The organism is Pseudomonas mandelii (assembly GCF_024138395.1).
In the GTDB taxonomy this organism is placed as follows: domain Bacteria; phylum Pseudomonadota; class Gammaproteobacteria; order Pseudomonadales; family Pseudomonadaceae; genus Aquipseudomonas; species Aquipseudomonas mandelii_E.
The window spans coordinates 1-20,295 of record NZ_JAMYDU010000028.1; the positions used below are offsets into that span (position 1 = coordinate 1).

Genomic DNA, 20,295 nt, shown 5'->3' on the forward strand with positions numbered 1-20,295 from the left:
AGGCGCGCCGGCGAAGGCGTTCTTAAGGACGCCTTCGCCGGCAAGCCTGGCTCCTACAGAAAAGCGGCTTACTCGCTTAACTGACTGGCATTAGGGCAGCGCCCGGCGCTTTCAGCGCGCGCCAGGTCCACAGGGCGCTGCACAGGTCCGGCAGGGCCAGCAGCAACAGCACCGGCGGCACCAACCCGGCCGCGACGAAGGCGACGAAAAACACTGGCACCGACAGGCGGATCGCCACGGTCAGGACCATGAATTCGCGCTGCTCGGTGTAGCCGGCCCAGACGTAATAAAACCCCAGGTACAGCGCCAGCTGACCCATGACCCGGATCCACACCTCATCGGTCAGGGCAAATCCGAACAACGGCAGCAGCAGATTGGGTACCAGCACCAGCGCGGCCCCCAGCAGCAACATGTACAGGCCAAACAGAAATACGCTCTTGCCCGGATGACTCATGGCTTCACTCCTTGTGGTTGCGAGGTCAGGCGATAGGCCTCGACATCGAAATGCCGGGTCTGCTGGCGGAACTGCCAGCTGAACCCCGGCCAGAGAGCGACGTTGCGCCCGCTTTGGGGGTCCATGTACCAGCTCTTGCAGTGGCCGACGCTCCAGACCGCGCCACGCAGTTTATGGCTCAGGCGCTGGTTGAACCGCGCTTGGGCCTGGGGCTCGACGTCGAGGCTGGTTACCCCCGGACGATGCAGAGTCCGCAGCGCGCCGAGGATGTAGGCGATCTGCGATTCGATCATGTAGACGATGGAGTTATGGCCCAGTCCGGTATTGGGGCCCATCAGCAAAAACAGGTTGGGAAAGCCGCTGACCGTGGTGCCCTTGTAGGCTTCGCTGCCCTGCTGCCAGGTATCGACTATATCCGCGCCACCGCGACCGTGGATCATTCCCGGCGGGAACGGCGTGCGCGCCTTGAAGCCTGTACCGAAGATCAGTGCATCCAGCAAATGATGCTGACCATCGACGGTGATCACGCCCTCGGCGGTGACCTCGCGAATGCCGCTGGTGACCAGCCGGGTGTTGGCCTGGGCCAGGGCCACAAAGTAGTCGTTGGACAGCAGGATGCGCTTGCAGCCGATGGCGTAGTCCGGGGTCAGACGCCGACGCAGCTCCGGGTCCTTGACCTGGCGCCGCAGTAGATTGAGCGCCAGCCATTTGTGCAGGGTCATCAGCCGCGGGTTGAACACGAAACCGAACACCCGGGTTTCGTGGGCGGTGTAGATCAGCCCGCGTAACAGCCGCTGCACGGCGGGAAAACGCCGCAACAAGCGCTGGGCGCGGGAGGAGAATGCCCGGTCGGGCTTGGGGATGATCCACGGCGGCGTGCGCTGGAATACTGCGAGACTGGCCACCCGTGGCTGGATCTGCGGCACGAACTGGATCGCCGAGGCACCAGTGCCGATGACCCCGACCCGCTTGCCGGCCAAGGCGTAGTCATGGTCCCAGCGCTGGGAATGAAAAACCCGCCCCTGGAAGCGCTCGAGTCCCGGCAGCCGGGGATAATCCGGGGTCGACAGGGCTCCGGTGCCGGCCACCACCACCTGGGCATGACGCACCTCGCCATGGGCGTCCGTCACCTGCCACAGGGCGCGCTCTTCCAGCCAGCGCAGGCCGGTGACGGCGCTGTTGAAGCAGCAGTGCTCAAGTACCTGGTACTTGCGCGCGCAATGGTTGAGGTAGTCGCGAATCTCCGGCTGCGGCGAAAAACGCCGCGACCAGTCAGGGTTGGGCTCGAAGGAAAACGAATACAGGTGCGATGGGATATCGCAGGCGCAACCGGGGTACTGATTGACCCACCAGGTGCCGCCCACGCCAGCCTCCTGTTCGAGGATCACGAAGTTCTGCTCGCCGCGCTGGCGCAGGTTGATCGCCATGCCGATGCCGGAGAACCCGGCGCCGATGATCAATACCCGATAGACCCGCGCCGGATCGGCCTGCTCCTGAAGTAGCGCACTCATGTTCCTGACTCCTGACGGCAAAAACGCCGGGCGCGACCGTTCGCGGCGCATGCGCGGCTGTTTATTTTAAACTTCTGTGAATCGCCGGCCCTGGCGGCTAGACCACCTCGGAGTGCTGCCCGGCAACTCGCTGGGCGAGCCTGTCCAGCGTTTGCGGGTCGAGTTCGGCGGCGATCAGCAATGCCTGGCGACGCAGGGTTTCCAGAGGGGTACGGCGGCCGAACACGCCGGTGAAATGCATGAACATGCGCATCCCGAAGCCCAGCGCGTCGCCCCGCCGCCGTGGCACCAGATGCAAATGGGCGTGGGGAATGTGCTGGTTGGTGGCCTTGCCGTCGTTGACGATCAGGTGTGTGCCCTCCACCCCGAAACCGGCGCGGCGCTGGGCCGCCAGCAAGGTGTCGAACACTTGGTACAGGTGCTGTCGGATCGACGTGGGCAACTGCTCGAGCTTTTCCACATGGGCCTGCGGGATCAGCAGCACATGGCCCTGCCCCAGCGGGTGTACATCCATAAACGCCGTGCAGTACTCGTCGCGATAGACAAGGGCGCTGGGCAAGGCGTCGGCTGCGATCTGGCAGAAAATACAGGTCATCCGTGAATCCTCGGTAGGTGACGGGCCGTCGGGCGCAGTAAATGTAGCTCACGTCGCCCGCCGAGGTTCGGCGCAAGTTGTTACTGGACGACGCGCGAACATCCGCGCCAGCAACCAGCGATCACGCAGGTAAGGCTTGTTGGTCAGCAATGCCGCCAGCCGGGGCAGATTGACGAAAGGCACACTGGGGTAGACGTGATGTTCGACGTGGTAGTTGATATTGGCCCACAACAGGCCGATCAGTCGGTCGGTGACGGTCACCGTATTTTTCGCCAGGTCCAGACGCTGTGGATCGTCGACCTCCAGGATCGCCATGGGAAAGTGTTCGTAACCCCGGGAGATCGGGTTGATCACCAGCGCCAGCACCAGCAGCGGCGCAATGAACGTCAGCACGAACTGCAATAGCAGCCCCTCGCTGTAGCACCAGACACCGATCGCTGCCATCGACAGCAGGTTGAACGCCAGCTCGCGCAGTACCCGGTTGCGCACCGCCTTGCCATAGCGCACCAGGGAAAAGTAGATGAAGCGCGGCACGAACACGGCGATGCGCAGGAACATCCACTTCACCCCGCCGGTGTAGTTCCAATCGTCGGGGTCTTTCTGCGGATCGCCCAGATAGCGGTGATGATATTTGTGGCACTCGGTGAAGGAAGAAAACGGGAATACGATAAACCAGGCCATGAAGCGCCCGACCCACAGGTTCAGCACCGCCGAACGAAAACCGCTGGCATGCCCGCAGTCGTGTTGCAGCACGGTAAAGGCATGCAACTGGTTGCCCAGCACCAGCACTGCCAGCGCATGACCCCAGGGTTTGTCGCCGAGCAGGATATACAGCGCCGCCGCACACCAGACCAGCACATGCAGCAGCGACCAGAGCGCGAACTTCAGCGGCTGCGGCTGCATCAGTGCCTGCAACTGGGCCTGGCACTCGCGGTCGACGCGCAGTTCGGAGCGCTTGGCCAGCCGCAGTTCATCGTCAGCGGCGTGAGTGGTTGAATGACTCATGAATTGACCTTCCTCTGTCTGTATCGCTAATCGACTTGCAGGCACACGTCGTCCGTCATGGGATAACCCACGCACAACAGTGCCTGGCCCCGGCTGAGTTCGTCCGCCGACAGTCCATGGTCCTCGCGCATACGCACCTCGCCGGTCAGGCGGGTGCAAACGCAAGCGGTGCAGAAGCCGCTGCGGCAGGAGAATGGCGGTTGCACCCCGCTGGCCAGGGCGGCGTCGAGCAGGGTCTGGCCCGGGGCCACGGTGAAGTTGAAGGCCTGGCCCTGCATCAGCAGCTCCACACGCTTTGGCGTATTGCCGGCGAGCGCCGGCGCCTTGGCCGGGGTGAAGCGTTCCTGATGCACGGTTTCCGGGGCGATGCCCAGAGCCTCCAGGGCGGCGGTGACCTCGTCCATCATGCCGCTGGGACCACAGCTGTAGTACTCGCGGTTCTGGCTGCCAGACAATGAACCGAGAATCGACATCACCCGCTCACGGGTCAGGCGCCCTTCATAGGCCCCCGGTGTGTCCGGCCGCGACAGCACATGAATCAGTTGCAAGCGCTCGCCGAAGGTGCGCTGCAGCTCATCGAGCTTGTCGCGGAAAATCACCGAATCCTGATTGCGGTTGCCATAGATCAGCGATACCCGCGAGTCCGGCTCGAAGTGCAGGGCCGATTTGAGGATGGAAAATATCGGCGTGATCCCGCTGCCCGCCGCCAGCAGCACCAGGTGCCGGCCCCTGCCCGGTTGCGGGGCGAAGGTGAAGCGGCCATGGGTACCGAGGGTCTGCACTGCATCGCCGGCGCTCAACTCCTGCACCAGGCGATTGGAAACCTTGCCGCCGGCCACCCGCTTGACGGTGATCGACAGGGTCTTGTCCAGTCCCGGCGTGCTGCTGATGGAATAGGCCCGGCAGCCCTTGGCGCCGTCGATATCAACCTCCAGGGTCAGGTACTGGCCGGCGCTGTAGCGGACTTTGCGCAGCATCGGCTGCTTGAGATGGATAGTCACCGCGTCGTCGGTTTCCCGTTCGATAGCGGCGACTTTCAAGGTCAGGGGTCTGTTCATGGCTGGCCCAGGACGCTACGCGCCGGTTGTGGTTGGTGGGCTTGGCGCGGCTTGGCGAGACGCTGCCGATGCGCATCTTCATGGGCCGCGATGGGCGCCGGCAGCACTCGCCGCCGCAGCAGTTGGACCTTCTGCGCGTGGCTCAACGGCTCCCACCAGTCCAGCTTGTGCGCCAGGGTGTCGAAGCGGCGCAGCATCAGCAGCACGAACAAGTCGAACACGCTGAGGTCGCGAAACACCATGGACCCCGCGGCCGCCAGTTCCGGCTTGAGGCGCTCGAACAGTTCGGGGCTTTCGGACCAGTGCCCGACCGCCCAGTGATGGTGGCAGGCGTGATAACCCTCGTTGAGGATATTCACCGGTTTTTCCAGCAGAGTGACGGTGTTGTACATCCAGTCCTTCGGGTCTTCCTGGCCGCCGTAGAACGCGTGCTGGCTCCAATGGATGACCCCCATCATGAAGTTGCTCGCGCACCAGGGCACCAGCATGTAGAGCACGGCGATCGGCAGGCTGTAGAGCGCCAGCGCGACGAGCAGCGCAAGATGCACCAGATTGCCCAGCACCATGGCCCGGGCCTGGCTGCGCTTGTGCTTGCTCTTGAAGTAGAGCCAGGGCGAAACCATGAACTGCTGGTACATCACCTCACGCACCATATACACCGCGAAATCCCAGGCACTGGCATGGTCGTAGCGCGCCGTGGCGTAGACATCCAGCGGCCCGGCGTTCTCCCGATGATGCTGTTGCAGGTGCGCCGCCGCGTGGGGAATCAGCCCCATGGGGATGGCGAAAAACATATACAGGAAGGAGTTGCCGACCCATCGATCGAGCAGGCTCGAACGCTTGAAGATGCCGCCAGGCACATGACCTTCCTGATGCATGGCGCTGAAGGAGCGGACAAACCCGCGAATATTCGGTCCGTAGACGCAGGCATAGAACGACAGCACCAGCGGCCAGGAAATTTCCTTGAGCCACAGTTGGGCGATAAACACCGGCCCGGCGGTCAGGCCCAGGCTGATGGCGGCGGCCAGGATCGGCTCGTCCCGGGGATCCTTTAGCAGCCTGTTGGCCAGCGGCTGCAACAGTCGGTGATAGCTCGCCACCAGCCAGCCACCCAGCGCCGTCATCCCCGGCAGTCGCGCCAACAGCCAGCGCCCGGCCTGCAAGGTACACGACAGGGCCAGAATCAAGGCGATGGCCGCGGTGTTGAACACCAGCAGCAGACTGAACAGCGGAACGGCCAGGCAGTGAAACCCGCGACCGACATTGGCCGGTCGTGGCGGATAAAGAAAATCGCTACTCATGCTTCTACTCCATTAGGCATGTTGCCGCGGCCGGAAGTGGTGCCCAGCGGTATCAGGCAAGTCAGGCGCTGTATGACTCGCGCAGGAACTGCGCCAACAGCGGCGTGGCGGCAGTACGGGAGATTGGGTGGAAGCAGATCGCCCGGGACGCCGCCAGCAGATAGGCCACTTCGTCGGAGGCGATAAAGGCCATGCCACCCAACAGCTCGACGCTGAGGTTGGTCGAGCGCTCTATCGCCGCCTGCACCAGGAACCGTGTGCACAGCGCCTTGTTGTAGGTGTTCATCGGTGCTTCCCGTTGCGCCTGCAACTCGCCGGCGGTGCCCAACAGCGCTTGATTGACGCCCTCCAGTTCAATGCACAACCGGGCCAGTTGCGCCGGGTCGGCGAAGGGTTTTTGCAGCAGCTTGTCGACCAGCGCCGAGGCCACGCCCAAGTAACTGCCGCCGACCATCAGCTGGAACCAGCTCAAACCATTGAGCGAGGTTTCCATGGCGGTGGCGGCCACCTCTTCACTGTCTGCGCCATCGGCCAGGAGCATGCGCTCGCTGGGGACGAACACGCCGTTGAACACCAGCGCATTGCTGTCGGCGGCACGCAATACCGTGGCCTTCCAGAAGGGTTCACGGGTGACGTCGCTGCCATCGGCGAAGACCACGGCAAACCCCTGGCTGACGCTGCCGTTGGCCTGTTCACAGGCGACACCGACCACGATTACATCCATATGGTGGCTCATGGTGCAGGGCTTCTTGCTGCCGTCGAGGATAAAGCCGCCGTCCACCGGCCGCGCCTTGACGCTGGCGTTGAAGATCTCGGAGCCGGGCTTGCCTTCGGCAAAGGCCGAGGCGATCAGCAGTTGGTTCTGGGTGATGCCCCACAGCAGTTCTTCCGCCGCCGGAATCAACCCGCCCAGCTGCACGATGGTGGCGATGGTGTGGTGGTGCATCGTCATCATCACCGCCAGAGACGGGCACAGCGAACCGATGGCCCTTAGGATCTCCACGGTTTCCTGCGGCGAAGCGCCGAGGCCGCCGTAGGTTTCGGGGATGATCAGGCCGGCGGCGCGGTAGTCGCGAAACAGCGCGCACAGGTCAGCCGGTTCGGCCTGCTCCAGGGCCATCAGACCGCGATCCTGAAGGGTGGCGAGCAGGCCCGGCAGGTACTTCTCGGTAGCGTTGCGGGCGTTGTGCATCGACATGATGTGGACTCCTTTCTCGTGATTAGGGTTAACCGGCTTTCTCGATCAGTTGCTCCACCGCCGGAGCGAAACCGTAGGCGAGGGCCAGATCGAAGATCGCTTCGGCATCCGCCAATGGCGCACGCTTACCGATGCTGTAGTCGCGCTGTAGGCCAGCCATGGTCAGGACCATGGTTTCCGCCAGGCAGCTGAAGGTCACGCCGCTGGGCAGACCGGTGAGGTTCTGCTGGCCGAAGCGTTGGCTGCGATCAGGCAGATGGATCAGTCCGCCTTCGATCACCGTGACATCCGGGCGCAACGCCAGCGTGGCGTGGCCGATATCCGGCGGCTGGGCACAGTCGCAGATGATCGCGTTGTGGTGCAGGGCCAGCGGGTCGATGAAAGCCGAACCGTTAGAGGTGGCCGAAAGCACGGCTTCCAGGCGCGGCAACCAGCTCGCGAGGTCCGCGGTGATCACCAGCGGCGGTTGCACCTGTGGCTTGTCCTGAGCCAAGGTATCGACGCGGTCGAACAGTTCGCGCAGTTGCTGATCGTCGCCAAGATCGCGGTCCAGCAGTTGCTCGACACTGGCAAGGCTCGGCAGGAGCAGCACCAGGGTCTTGGCGATGCCCGTGCTGTGGCCGCCCTGGATCTGCAATAAGGCATCGCGGTACAACTCACCGCCCACCAGCCGCAACTCATCCATGGCGCCACGGTTGGCCGCGTTGCCGAGCAACACCAGATGCTCGCAGAAGCGTCCCAGGCGCAGGCTGGCCAGACGTCCTACCGAACCGTAGGCACCGATCACTCCGGTCAGGCGCTTGGCCAGCGGCACGCCACGGTTGGCGCAGGTGGTCAGCAGCGCATCGACGCCAACCATGGCCGTCAAGCTGTTGCCGGTGGTGGTGTGAAAGCGCTCGTTGAGCACATCGAGACCCGCGTTGGAAATCACCGAGGTGTAGGCCCCCAGCCCAACGAAATCCACTTCCAGCCCGGCAACGCTGTCCAGGTAGTTGCCCAGCAGCTTGCGCCGTTTGCCCAGGCTCAGGCGCATAAGGTCGCGCGGTTGCAGCAGGCTACCGACCAGCCAGCCTTCGACATAGTCGCCGGCATCGTTGTAGATGCTGCGGGCGTGGTAGGACACGCCGGCGTCGAGGTCGGGCTTGGCCCATTCGGAGAAATCGTCGAGCCAGCCCTGCATAAAGGTTTTTTCCGCCACCGACAGCCCGAGGCCGTCCACCACACTGTCGCCGTTGACGCTTTCGGCGGTGGTCGGGTGCAACAGGAAGGCGAAGCGCCCCAGGCAGCGTCCGCTGCTGCGCGGTTTGCCGGGCGCGACCCAGGTGCTCAAGGCCCCCCGTGGTCCGGCATAACCGTGGGCTTGGAGGATCAGCCGGTGCTGCTGGTTATGCACCACCAGCTCGGCCATCGCCTTGAGGCCTTCGAGCAGCACGTCGACATCGGCGCGCTCGATGCACAACGGCGGCTGGATCCGCAGCACGTTGCCCTCGGTAAGAGTCGGCAGGCAGTACACGCCGTGACGGCTTTTCAGGTAGCCGCAGACGATCGGCACCAGGGCGCCGAAGGCGCTGGCCAGGGACAGAGTGTAGAGGCGTTCGCCGCTCCAGCGGCGAAACTTCAGGCCAAGCATCAGGCCGCGGCCGTCGAGGCTGTGGAATACCTCGGGATAGGCCTCCACCAAACGCGCAAGCCCGGCGTACAGATAGGCGCCCTGCTGCGCCGCATGCTTGAGCAGCGCCCCGTCATTGGCCGTGAGCTGGTCGAGCACGGCCAGACCAATGGCGGCGCTGAAGCCATTCATGGCGAAGGTCGAGCTGTGGTGCCGATCGAAATCACGGCTCCAGCACTGTTCGCCGTAGATGCACGCGCCGATGGCCGCGATCCCGCCACCCAGAGCCTTGGCGAGTAGTACCACGTCCGGCGACAGACCATGGGCGGTGGCGGCGAACAGTTCGCCGGTGCGGCCCAGCCCGGTCTGGATTTCATCAAGGACGAATAGCGTGCCGTACTGGCGGCAGAGGTTCTGCGCTGCCAGCAGATAGCCTTGCGGCGGGGTGATCATGCCCGCCTCGCCCTGCACCGCCTCGACAAAAAAGGCCGCGGCGCGGCGGGTCTGCAAGAGCGCTTCGAGAGCCTCCAGGTCGCCATAGGGCACATGGCTGAAACCGTCGGTGCGAATCTGGAACGGCTCGCGGTATGTGGCCTTGCCGGTGACCCCGACCGCGCCCTGGGTCTTGCCGTGAAAGCCAGTCAGGGTACCAATCACCAGCTCGCGCTGGGTCGCGGCGCGGCACAGCTTGATCGCCGCTTCGACGGTTTCCGCGCCGCTGGTGGTGAACGTGACCTTGGAGTGCACACCCGGCGCCAGATCGATCAGACGCCGTGCCAGTTGTTCGACGCCGGGGTTGATCAGCGGCTGCACCAGCGACGGTTGGCCGCTGGCCAGAAAGTTGTGGATCGCCTCGCTGATCGGCGTCGCGCCATAGCCAAAAGGCACTGCGCCGAACTGGCCGACGAAGTCGATCAGGGTCTGGCCGCTGGCCGTTTCGATACGGGTGCCTTGAGCGCGAACCACCGTCTCGTTGAGACCGACGAATTCCAGCAGTTCCTGACGGGTGATATTGAGCAACGAGTCCGCCATGACTTACCTCCCCAGCGCGCCGAGCGCGCCCTGATTGATGACGCCGTACAGGTGCTGGCTGACCTTGCTCACGGTGTCGTGCAGATAGGCCAGTTCGGGATCAAGGGAAATGCCGAACCGGTCTTCGAACTCGGCGGACAGGCCGACGATCAGCACCGAGTCGACGCCCATCTCATGGAACGAGCGCTCGATATCCAGGGAGCCGAAATCGACCTCCAGCAGGCTGGCCAGGGTTTCGGTCACGGCAAAGGTTATTTCGTCAATGTGCACAGTCGCCTCCCAGCGTGTTTCGCTTCCTTTGCATGGCCGTTGACCCGCGACACCACGCGGTGAAATCGCGTGATGAGCGCTTGGACAGGCGTCTTGATGCAAACGCGTTTAAGAGTGGATAACCCGCCGCAGCAGGCCGTTTGCTACACCGCCGATGCTCGGCGTCATGGGGGTTCATCTCAATACTCCGTAAGGAGTAGCGGTGAATGGGAGGCCGTGGCCGAAGCAGCGTTTTGGCGACAGTTGCGCTGACGCTCGCGAGCACGCTCGCTCTCCGGAAGGGAGGCACACGTTGCCTTAGGGCGTCAGCACTGTCTTGTGGCTACGGGATAAAAGAAAAGCAGGCGGCGCTCACTCGTCGCAGAACAGCGCCGCGATCTGCGCACGGCTCGAAGCCTGGAGTTTGAAGAAGATATTCTGCAGATGAGTTTTCACGGTCTTGTCGCTGATGCCGAGGATCTGGCCAATCTCCCAGTTGGTCTTGCCTCGGGCGACCCAGCGCGAAATCTCCGCTTCGCGGCTGGACAGGATGGAGAACAATTCGTGGTTCGGCCCCGGGGTGTGGCGCAACAGCTTGCTGCCCAGCGCCCGGTTCAGGGCGATGTGCAGGTACGGGGCGAAAACCATCATGCGCATTTTGCTTTCATGGGCCACAGTGGCCGAGATGTTGTGAAAAAAGTAGCCGGTAAAGGTGTTGCGGTGCAATCCGGGCAGCAGCGTCCAGCCCAGATTACGCACCCCATGTTCGCGAAATATCTTCGCCCATACCTGGTCCTCCTGACTGCCCAGGCTTTCCAGGGTGGTGAACTTGGGGCTCCCGCAATGCTCGATGGGGTCGATGCCTAGCGGTGGAATCATGCCGTCGTGACCGACCACGGCCTTGATCAGGTCATCGCAGCCGCTGTCTGAATGGATCAGGTGCGAAATGAACACCCGGTGCGCGCGGATCCGGCCGCTGGCGAACACAAAGCTCTCGCACGGCAGAATCTGCGGCAGGGCCAGTTGGGTCTGCTGCTTGAGCGCGACGATGGTCCCCGCGGAGGTGATGGAGTTGAGCACGCTGGTCAGTTGCAGCCGCTGCTGGCTGTCAGTGGGCGGCAGCGACAGCACCGATCGCGCACGGTTGGCCAATTCCAGCCGCGGCTCGCAGAAGGCCGGCTGGGCGAACAGCAGCGCTGCGGGTTTGGGCGCACGCACCGGGCCGATCGATAGGTTAGTCATACTTCCATGACCTGACTGTCGAGGGTGAGGTCACGCAGCACCCGGCCGTTGCTCTCCACGGCGACCACCGACTTGTCCAGGGGATGGGCTTCGGCCGGCGCCATACCGTCCAATGCCGCCAGCCAGGGTTCGAACTGTCTGCGGCATTCCTGGCGCTTGATCTTGCCGCTGGAGGTGCGCGGCAACGAGCCGCCAAACACCAGCAGCAGCACCGGCCGCGCCAATTGGTGCTGCTGCCACAGCCGCGCTTTCAGCTCGCTGAACAGCTGCGTCACATCCAGGCTGCGCAAGGAACGCCGTTCGATTTCCTGGGCGATGACCACCTGCTCGCCATCGCCCGCCTCGATGCTGAAGGCCGCACTGCCGTCCGGGCGAAAGCTGTCGTGGGAGCCCAGCACAGTGTTCTCGATATCCCCGGGATGGTGATTGACCCCGTTGACGATGATCAGGTCCTTGAGCCGTCCGGTGACGAACAGCTCGCCGTCGAGCAGAAAGCCCAGGTCGCCGGTGCGAAAGTACAGGGGCCAGCCTAGCGTTGGCGCTGCCGGGCGAAAGGCCGCGGCGGTGCTCTCCGGGCGCTGCCAATAACCGCTGGCGATGCTGTCGCCGACGATGCAGATCTCGCCGACCCGTCCGTCCTCCAGTGGCTGCTCGGTATGCGGATCGCAGATAAACGGGCCCTGCCCCGCAATACCGCGACCGCTGCTGACCAGCGTGCGCAGGCGCAATCGATCGTCGCCGTCGCTGACTTGCCCATCGTGCAAACGGGCCACATTGTCCTCCAGCAACCCGGCATGGAACTGACGAATTACCGGTTCGCGTTTTGTCCCGCCGACGCAGACCAACAGCGTGCCTTCGGCCAGCCCGTAGCAGGGAAAGGCCGACGTGCTGGCAAAACCGGCGCGGGCGAAACGCTCATGGAAGGCGGTAATGGTCTGCGCCCGCACATGCTCGGCGCCGTTGAACGCCACCTCCCAACTGCTCAGGTCGAGGCCGGCCAGCTCTTCGTCCTTGATCTTGCGCAGGCACAGTTCATAGGCGAAATTCGGCCCGCCGCTGACGGTGCCACGGTAGGTGCTGATGGCCTGCAACCAGCGCAGTGGCCGTTGCAGAAAGTGAATCGGTGCCAGCAGAGTCGAGCCAAAGCCGACGAACAGCGATTGCAGGATGCCGCCGATCAGCCCCATGTCGTGATACGGCGGTAACCAACTGACCATATGGCTATCCTTGTGGATCAGGAAGCCGCGGCTGATGCTGCGTGAGTTGTGAATCAGGTTGCCGTGAGTCACCGCCACACCCTTGGGTACACCGGTGGAGCCTGAGGTGTATTGCAAAAAAGCGATATCCTCTCGCGTCACCCGGGCCGCGCGCCACTGGCCGGCCAGGGCCGGATCCAGGGTCGCCATATCCAGCACCCGCGGGCTGTGGGCCTGGCCGAGCCGGGCCTGAATGGTCGGGACATCCTCGCCACTGGCCAGCGCCGCCGTCGGCTGGCAGTCGTCGATGATGCCGTCCAGCCGATCCAGGGTCTTGGTGGCCCCCGGCGGATAGGCCGGCACCGCCACCATCCCGGCATACAGACAGCCCATGAAGGCGATCACATAGTCCAGGCCCGGCTTGAGCAGGATCAACACCCGATCTCCAGCCTGGCAATGCAGCTGGAGCCGGGCAGCGGCCGCCCGCGCGGCGCAGTCCAGTTCAGCGAAGGTGATCAGGACTTCTTCGTTTCGCCCATTCTGCAAAAAACGATAGGCCAATCGGTCCGGGATCCTAAGTGCGTGACGCTGCAGACATTCCGAAAAATTCACATACGGAACGTCGCTATCGTGGTCGTTCGTAGTCATTATTATTTATGTCCCGGCAGCAGTATTTAGCCATCTCCCGCAAGACCCGAACTCTACGGCCTTGCGCATCCCTTGCGCTTGATCATCCTCTGGGAGCACGCCGTCGAAGTTAATACTCCGAACGGCGTATACCCGCAATTTTCGCCTCCGGCGCATATTCGTCCCAGGGTTCGCTGCATGCTCGGCTTGTTGCCACCACGCTCGCCGTCGTCGCCTTCTTTTCCAAGGATATGAAGCAGCTAACCGAGCCTGCGCAAGGCGGGCTTGTGCAACCAGCCATGTAATGCAAATGCCGGCCGGAACGGGAGTGTTCCGCCCCCACTAGAGTGCGCAACACAGGGAGAACTGAATGTCTTTCAGCGAATACGCAACATTCGATGCTGTAGGCCTGGCCGATCTGGTCAGAAGAAAGGAAGTACGCCCCTCCGAACTGCTGGAGGAAGCCATACACCGCATCGAAGCCTTCAACCCGACGGTCAACGCCGTGGTCTACAAGGCCTACGACATGGCCCGGGCGATGGCCGCCGAACAGGACAAGGCGACGCCGACAGGGCCGCTGCACGGCGTGCCCTTTCTGCTCAAGGACATCCTCGGCGATTGCCAGGGTCTGCCTTCGACCCTGTCCTCGCGCATGCTGCAGGGGCGGATCATGCCCCAGGACTGCGAACTGGTAAGCCGCTTTCGCCAGGCCGGGCTGCTATTCGTCGGCAAGAGCAATGCCCCGGAGTTCGGGATTCTGCCCACCACCGAAGGCGCCTTCTACGGCCCGGCGCGCAACCCGTGGAACCTGGAATATTCCACCGGCGGCTCCAGCGGTGGCGCGGCCGCGGCGGTGGCCACTGGCATGGTCCCGGCAGCCCATGGCAACGACGGTGGCGGCTCGATCCGCATACCCGCCTCCTGCTGCGGCGTGGTCGGCCTCAAGCCAACCCGGGCGCGTAACTCCTTGGCCCCGGATTTCGGCGAGCTGCTCAGCGGCCTGCTGGACGAACACGTACTGACCCGCAGCGTGCGTGACAGCGCTGCCCTGCTGGATGCCACCCACGGCGTAGTGCCTGGCGATCCCTACCGCGCCCCACCGATGCAGGGGCGCTTTCTCGACCAGGTCAGCCGCGAACCGGGGCGCTTGCGTATCGCCTTCTCCAACACCGATCCGGCCGGACGGCCGCTGCACCCCGACTGCATCGCGGCGGTGGAAAGCACCGCGCGCCTGCTCGAATCCCTCGGTCATCATGTGGAAGAGGCCGCGCCGCAGCTGGACCTGCAAAGCTTCGCCGAGGCCTTCAGCGCCCTGTGGTTCTCCGGTATTGCCTTCGCCGTGGAGCTGATGAGCCTGCAACTGGGGCGCGGCCCGCGGCCCGGCGAGCTGGAAAACCTGACCCGGGCGGTGCACCAGCGCGGCCTCGGCGTGAGTGCGGTGGAGTACCAGATGTCCGAGCTGGTGTTGCAGCAGGTCGGCCGGGAAATGGCGCGCTTCCACCAGCGTTACGATTGCTGGCTGACCCCGACCCTGGCCCGACCGCCGTTGCGCAACGGGGTGGTGGATATCCACTCCAGCGACCTGGAAAACACCTACGGCCCGCTGATCGACTACAGCCCTTTCACCGCCATCCACAACGCCTCGGGGCAGCCGGCGATCTCCCTGCCACTGCACTGGAATGCCGCGGGACTGCCGATCGGCCTGATGCTCAGCGCCGCCTTTGGCGAGGAAGCCCTGCTGTTTCGCCTGGCCGGCCAGCTGGAACAGGCCCGCCCCTGGAAGGACCGGCGCCCGGAGCTGCTCAGGCAGCACCGTTCCCTTGAAGCGGTTATCGCCTGAGACCAAGGCTAAGGAGAGCACCGAAGATGCGCGCACTGGACACCTCGACCGTCACCGCTTATCGCCAAAGCACCCAAGGCACGAAACAACCTTTACCGGATGCCGTGCCTTGGCCCACCGATAACCTGAGCCGCGAGAAACTGGCGCGTTATGGCAAGGAACTGATTCGCCAGACCCTGCCATTCACCGTGGAGAACCGTCGCCTGAGCTGGTGGCATTTCTACTCGACACTGCTGGTGATCGGGCTGTTCGGCGCGGCGGCGGCCACGCCCTTGTGGTGGCCGCTGCGCCTGACCTGCAGCGTGCTGCTGGGGCTGTCCCTGGTGCGCATGTTTGTGCTGTATCACGACTATATGCATGGCGCGATACTCAAGGGATCGCGTTTTGCCGAACTGTTCTTCAAGACCTTCGGCTTGCTGCTGATGGCCCCGCCGACCCTGTGGAAGCAGTCCCATGACTATCACCACGGCCACAGCTGCCAGTACGTCGGAGCAGAGAAAAACCGCCTCCCGCTGCTTTCCACCCACACCGACCTGGGGACCTTTCCCCTGCTGTCCACTGAGGAATATGCCCAAGCCGGACGCCTCAAACGCTTTCGCTATCGCGTCGCCAGGCATCCGCTGATGATTCTGCTGGCATCATTCAGCATCTTTATTTTCAGCATCTGCATGGTTTCGCTGATCACCCAGCCGCGACATCGGCTCTGGTCGCTGCTGGCTCTGGCGCTGAACCTGGCGAGCGCCGTCGCCCTGGCGCTACTGGCGCCGGACATCCTGCTGTACTCGGTGCTGATTCCCAGCCTGTCCGGCTCGGCGCTGGGAGCCTATATGTTCTACTGCCAGCACAATTTCCCCGGGGTGCGTTACCCCGAGCGCGCCGACTGGGACTACGCCGCCACCGCAGTTTTTTCCTCCAGTTACATGCGCACCGGCCCGATCATGGCCTGGTTCACCGCCAATATCGGCTACCACCATGTGCATCACGCCAACTCGGGCATCCCCTTCTACCGATTGCCGGAGGCCATGGCGGCGATCCCGGCGTTGCAGGCGCCGATCACCACTTCGCTACATCCACGGGATATCTATCGCTGCCTGCGGCTCAAGCTGTGGGACCCGACGCGCCAGCGCATGGTCTCGTTCGGGGAGTTTCACCAGCAGGCGCAACGCTGAAGAAAAGACCCGCAAAAAAAAGCCCCGACCAGCTCATCTGATCGGGGTTTTCTTTTACCCATATTCCGCTTAGTGCGTAACGCGGCTGGTGCCATCAACCGTAGCAATCCGCACACGCTCACCTACACGGAACACTTCGTTTTCCTGAACCTGTTGTACGTAGGCGCGCATGCTGCCATCGTCTTCGCGCACGGTGATTTCCACACCTTGAGTACGGGTCAGGCCTTCTTCGGCAGCCGAACCCACCAGGCCGCCGGCGACGGCGCCGATGACCGCTGCGACGATGCTGCCGCGACCGCCGCCGATGGCGCTACCGCCGACACCACCCACGACTGCACCGGCGGCGCTGCCGATCGGGGTTTTGGTGCCTTCGATTTTCACCGGACGCAGGGCTTCGATGGTACCCATGCGAATCGTCTGCACACGACGCGCTTCGTCACGGGAGTAGGAGTCACCGGTCAGGCTCGATTGGCAGCCGGTGAGCAACATCGCCATCGTGGAAAAGGAAGCAACCAGCAGAACAGACTTGCGCATAGCATCAAACTCCATAGGACAGGTATTCATTAAACTCCGCAGCTTGACGCCTGTCACGGCATTGCCCGGATAAAATTGGTTTCATTCAGGCCCGATACAGGCGCTTTTTCAAACTCAGCACACAGTAGCGTCAAATTACAAAATCTGCGCCGCTGACCCAAGGATTTTCATGGATTACTTCATCATTGTCGTCACGACCGTCGCCGGCTTGTACTTCCATTGGTGGTTGTACGTGCGGATCAAACGCTGGATGGACCGCGATCTGGCGTTGTCACTGGCGGGTAAAGACGAACAGAAAAGAGCCTTTATGCTTCAGCAACTGGCGAACGCTCAAACACAGAAGATCAAGCGGCAGGATATCCCTAACACGTAGGAGCCAGGCTTGCCGGTCAGTTAAGCGAAATTTCTGTAGGAGCGAGGCTTGCCCGCGAAGAATGCACCGCGGTTTTTTCAGGTATTACGCGTCATCGTTCTTCGCGGGCAAGCCTCGCTCCTACAGATTCCGCCTTAACTGACAGGCATTACGGCAAGCCTGGCTCTTACAAAAAGCGGTTCACTCACTAGGCTATTTACGGTGCGAGGCGTTCACGAACCCAGTCGGCGCCCTGCAAGCGGTAGTTGAGGCGATCGTGCAGACGGCTCGGACGGCCCTGCCAGAATTCGATGCGCTCGGGTAGCAAGCGATAACCGCCCCAGTGTTCAGGGCAGTGAGGCTGGGTATCGCTGAAACGTTGCTCGGTGTTCTTGAGCAGCGCTTCCAGTTCTCCGCGATCGGCGATCACGCGGCTCTGGGGCGAGGCCCAGGCGCCGAGACGGCTGCCCAGAGGACGGACCTGATAATAAGCGTCGGACTCTTCAGGCGTGACCTTCACCACCCGTCCTTCGATGCGCACCTGGCGCTCCAGGGCTGGCCAGAAAAACGTCATGGCCGCAAATGGATTGGCTGCCAGTTGCTGACCCTTGTCGCTTTCATAGTTGGTGAAGAAGGTGAAGCCCTGCTCGTCCAGGCCCTTGAGCAGCAGAATACGGCAATGTGGCCGACCGTCCTGATCGACGGTGGCCAGCGTCATGGCATTCGCCTCCACCGGCACCTGCTCGGTTTTCACCGCATCGGCAAACCACTGATGGAACAGCGCGAACGGCTCGGCCGGGGCTTGCGCCTCGGTCAAGCCATCTCGGGTGTAGTCGCGACGCATATCTGCCAAGGGCCGGGTCATGGCGCATTCCTTTTGGTTAACGAATCACTTCTTTGTGTCATCGGCGACAGCGACTTTCTTGGTGTCGACAGCGGCTTTGGCGGGCGCGGTCTTTTTCACCACTGCTTTTTTGGCTGGAGCCTTGGCGGCTGCTTTCTTGGCCGGTGCCTTTTTCGTCGCCGGCACAGCCGCTTTCTTCGCAGCAGGCGCCGGGGTCACAGGCTTGGCCACGGGTTTGATGTCTTGCGCAGCGATCATTGTTTTCACCGGTGCAGGCGCCGGCATGTTGTACTTGCTCAGCAACGCGACCATGGTGTTTGCCGGCGTCACCAACAGCTCGACGCGACGGTTCAAGGCACGACCTTCAGAACTGTCGTTGGCGGCACGCGGCGCCTCGCCACCCATGCCGCGCAGCATCAGGCGATCACGCTGCAGACCGCTGAGACGGAAGATCGCCGCCACCGCTTGGGCGCGCTCCTGGCTCAGCTTCACGTTGGCCGGTGCGGCGCCCGACGTATCACTGTGACCGAGTACCAGCACGGCAGTCTTTGGATCGACTTCGAGGATTTTCGCGACACGGGTGAACGGGCCGAGTGTTACCGGCAGCAGCATGGACGGACGGTCAGGGTTGAACGAGCCTTCTACCGGTGCCGTGACGACCAGCACGTTTTCGCGACGCTCAAGTTTCAGGTTGCTGTCCTTGATCGCTTCACGCAGGCGCGGTTCGTAGTCATCGAGCCAGGCTTGGGTGACTTTCGGGTCGGGCATTGGCACGGCTTTGGCGGTGCTCTGCTCTTTGCCGCCGAACGGCCAGTACCACTTGCCACCAGCGTCGGTCTCAACCTTGGCCACAGCAGCCGGTTTGGCTTCTGGTTTTACTTCTGTTTTTTTGTCGAGAACTTCGTCTGAGCCAAACGGCCAGTACCAAGGGCTGGAGCTCTCGGCCTTGGCTACCGGAGTGGTCGCTGCAGGTTTCAGCGGAGCCGGGGCCGGGGCTGGCTCTTTGGTCGCAACCTTGTCGGAAGAACCGAATGGCCACCAGCTGCCACCGTCTGCGTCATTTTGTGGGGTTTGTGCGCAACCGGTGATGGCGAAGCACAGGGCCAGGGCGAGAGTTTTATTGGATGACATTGGATATCCACAAAATGAAGTAATGAAAAATCAGACCGGGTTAGCCCGGATAAACAGCGCTTTGAAACCACAAAGGCTTTCGGGTTCCGGCCCTGGCCCCCTTAAGCGTGATTTACAGACAAGTGGCCAGTACTCGCACAAGCTTTTGCGCTCGTGGATCCATCAAGACGTACGGCCCCAAGGTATTTGTCACAAAGCCGAAGGCCACATCGTATTCCGGGTCAGCAAAACCGATGGAACCGCCGGCGCCCGGATGACCGAACGCCCGTGGGCCGAGGCCGTAGGTGGCGTTGGGTACGTCCGGTTGATCGAGCATACAACCCAGGCCGAAGCGGGTCCGGGTCAGTAAAGTCTTGTCTTCACCGACGCTGTGTTCGCGGGTCAGCTCATCGAGCATTTCGCTTTCCAGCAGGCTGCCGTCGAGCAACCCGGCGTAAAACCCGGCCAGGCTGCGCGCATTGCCATGGCCATTGGCGGCGGGCTGCTGCATGCGCCGCCATTCCGGTTTGTTTGTGCTTGTCATTATAGACGGTGGGTTGGTGAAGGCTCGGGTGCTCATGGCGGTCGGCTCGCGCATGGTCACTTGCAGCAAGCGTTGGGCCGCGGCATCGCCAAGGTTGCCCTTGCCACGGGCAATGTGCGCCACGCGGTGGAACTCCTTTTCGGCGAGGCCAACGTGGAAGTCCAGCCCCAAAGGCTTCGCGACCCGTGCCACGATGGACTCGCCCGGCCCACGACCGTCGGCGCGACGCAGCAACTCACCGACCAGCCAGCCATAGGTGATGGCCGCATAACCGTGACCTTCACCCGGCGTCCACCAGGGCGCTTCGGCAGCCAGAGCATCGACCATGGTCTGCCAGTCGTAAAGTGCTTCAGGGGCCAGCAGCTCGCGCAGTGCCGGCAGGCCGGCCTGATGGCAGAGCAAGTGGCGCAGGGTCACGGATTCTTTGCCGGCGGCAGCGAACTCGGGCCAGTAGCGAGCGACCGGGGCATCCAGTTGCAGCTTGCCTTCGGCCACCAGTTGCAGCGCGGTCACGGCGGTGAAGGTCTTGGTGCAGGAAAACAGGTTGGCAATGGTGTCGCTGTGCCAGGCTTCGGTGCCGTCCTTGTCGGCGGTACCGCCCCAAAGGTCGAGAACGGTTTCCCCGCCAATGCGGATGCACAACGCCGCGCCACGCTCCTGAGGATCGTCGAACAGCGCCGCAAAAGCTTCGCGCACCGCTTCGAACTTAAGCTCGTAATGACCCTGAATCTGCACCCACAACTCTCCCGGATAAACGCTCTACAATGTGGCCCGCATTGTTCCAGCCCTTGAGGGTTTTGGGAACAGGGTCGGGCCGGGCGGTCG

Annotated in this window: 18 protein-coding genes; 3 read left to right on the forward strand and 15 right to left on the reverse strand. The window is 62.9% G+C overall.

From position 1 onward, the window contains the following. Positions 1 to 76: 76 nt before the first annotated feature. The 11 genes from NHU87_RS25125 to NHU87_RS25175 all read right to left on the reverse strand — a co-directional run bounded on the left by NHU87_RS25125 (position 77) and on the right by NHU87_RS25175 (position 13,098). Complete coding sequence (locus NHU87_RS25125; protein WP_253553329.1) at positions 77 to 454, reverse strand: hypothetical protein; 378 nt, start codon at positions 452 to 454, stop codon at positions 77 to 79. Then, positions 451 to 1,965: a flavin-containing monooxygenase gene (locus NHU87_RS25130; protein WP_253553331.1), complete on the reverse strand. Its 1,515-nt coding sequence runs from the start codon at positions 1,963 to 1,965 to the stop codon at positions 451 to 453. The genes NHU87_RS25125 and NHU87_RS25130 overlap by 4 nt, the downstream gene beginning before the upstream one ends. A 97-nt stretch (positions 1,966 to 2,062) precedes the next feature. Beyond that, positions 2,063 to 2,560: an HIT family protein gene (locus tag NHU87_RS25135; RefSeq protein WP_253553335.1), complete on the reverse strand. Its 498-nt coding sequence runs from the start codon at positions 2,558 to 2,560 to the stop codon at positions 2,063 to 2,065. Between the two features lie 48 nt (positions 2,561 to 2,608). After that, complete coding sequence (locus NHU87_RS25140; protein WP_253553339.1) at positions 2,609 to 3,565, reverse strand: fatty acid desaturase family protein; 957 nt, start codon at positions 3,563 to 3,565, stop codon at positions 2,609 to 2,611. A gap of 26 nt (positions 3,566 to 3,591) precedes the next feature. Beyond that, entirely contained in the window at positions 3,592 to 4,623 is a 1,032-nt protein-coding gene (locus NHU87_RS25145) for a ferredoxin--NADP reductase (protein ID WP_253553341.1), read from the reverse strand. Then, a complete protein-coding gene (locus NHU87_RS25150; protein ID WP_253553343.1) occupies positions 4,620 to 5,924 on the reverse strand; it encodes a fatty acid desaturase in 1,305 nt (434 codons plus the stop codon). Before NHU87_RS25150 ends, NHU87_RS25145 begins: the two co-directional genes overlap by 4 nt. A gap of 61 nt (positions 5,925 to 5,985) precedes the next feature. Beyond that, a complete protein-coding gene (locus NHU87_RS25155; RefSeq protein WP_253553345.1) occupies positions 5,986 to 7,122 on the reverse strand; it encodes an acyl-CoA dehydrogenase family protein in 1,137 nt (378 codons plus the stop codon). A gap of 28 nt (positions 7,123 to 7,150) precedes the next feature. Further along, on the reverse strand, positions 7,151 to 9,763 hold the full coding sequence (locus tag NHU87_RS25160; protein WP_253553347.1) for an aminotransferase class III-fold pyridoxal phosphate-dependent enzyme: 2,613 nt from the start codon (positions 9,761 to 9,763) through the stop codon (positions 7,151 to 7,153). A gap of 3 nt (positions 9,764 to 9,766) precedes the next feature. After that, positions 9,767 to 10,033, reverse strand: coding sequence for an acyl carrier protein (locus tag NHU87_RS25165; RefSeq protein WP_253553349.1), 267 nt, complete (start codon positions 10,031 to 10,033; stop codon positions 9,767 to 9,769). A gap of 351 nt (positions 10,034 to 10,384) precedes the next feature. Next, positions 10,385 to 11,254, reverse strand: coding sequence for a LuxR C-terminal-related transcriptional regulator (locus NHU87_RS25170; protein ID WP_253553352.1), 870 nt, complete (start codon positions 11,252 to 11,254; stop codon positions 10,385 to 10,387). Then, on the reverse strand, positions 11,251 to 13,098 hold the full coding sequence (locus tag NHU87_RS25175) for a fatty acyl-AMP ligase (protein ID WP_301271564.1): 1,848 nt from the start codon (positions 13,096 to 13,098) through the stop codon (positions 11,251 to 11,253). The genes NHU87_RS25170 and NHU87_RS25175 overlap by 4 nt, the downstream gene beginning before the upstream one ends. A gap of 349 nt (positions 13,099 to 13,447) precedes the next feature. On the opposite strand from NHU87_RS25175, the gene NHU87_RS25180 reads away from it, so the two are divergent. After that, positions 13,448 to 14,917, forward strand: coding sequence for an amidase (locus NHU87_RS25180; protein WP_253553358.1), 1,470 nt, complete (start codon positions 13,448 to 13,450; stop codon positions 14,915 to 14,917). 26 nt (positions 14,918 to 14,943) lie between these two features. Beyond that, a complete protein-coding gene (locus NHU87_RS25185; protein ID WP_253553361.1) occupies positions 14,944 to 16,086 on the forward strand; it encodes a fatty acid desaturase family protein in 1,143 nt (380 codons plus the stop codon). A gap of 69 nt (positions 16,087 to 16,155) precedes the next feature. Here NHU87_RS25185 and NHU87_RS25190 read toward each other — a convergent pair whose 3' ends face one another. Then, entirely contained in the window at positions 16,156 to 16,620 is a 465-nt protein-coding gene (locus tag NHU87_RS25190) for a glycine zipper 2TM domain-containing protein (protein WP_123719780.1), read from the reverse strand. 169 nt (positions 16,621 to 16,789) lie between these two features. Here NHU87_RS25190 and NHU87_RS25195 point away from each other — a divergent pair, with 169 nt between their 5' ends. Beyond that, positions 16,790 to 16,993 (forward strand): hypothetical protein, encoded by a 204-nt coding sequence (locus tag NHU87_RS25195; protein WP_253553364.1) that lies wholly within the window; start codon positions 16,790 to 16,792, stop codon positions 16,991 to 16,993. A 196-nt stretch (positions 16,994 to 17,189) separates the two neighbouring features. On the opposite strand, the gene pdxH is transcribed toward NHU87_RS25195, so the two are convergent. The 3 genes from pdxH to NHU87_RS25210 all read right to left on the reverse strand — a co-directional run bounded on the left by pdxH (position 17,190) and on the right by NHU87_RS25210 (position 20,205). Continuing rightward, positions 17,190 to 17,837, reverse strand: coding sequence for a pyridoxamine 5'-phosphate oxidase (pdxH, locus tag NHU87_RS25200; RefSeq protein WP_217856680.1), 648 nt, complete (start codon positions 17,835 to 17,837; stop codon positions 17,190 to 17,192). Positions 17,838 to 17,861: 24 nt separating this feature from the next. Continuing rightward, positions 17,862 to 18,947 (reverse strand): OmpA family protein, encoded by a 1,086-nt coding sequence (locus NHU87_RS25205; protein WP_253553367.1) that lies wholly within the window; start codon positions 18,945 to 18,947, stop codon positions 17,862 to 17,864. Positions 18,948 to 19,059: 112 nt separating this feature from the next. Continuing rightward, positions 19,060 to 20,205 (reverse strand): serine hydrolase domain-containing protein, encoded by a 1,146-nt coding sequence (locus NHU87_RS25210; protein ID WP_253553370.1) that lies wholly within the window; start codon positions 20,203 to 20,205, stop codon positions 19,060 to 19,062. Between the last annotated feature and the right edge of the window lie 90 nt (positions 20,206 to 20,295).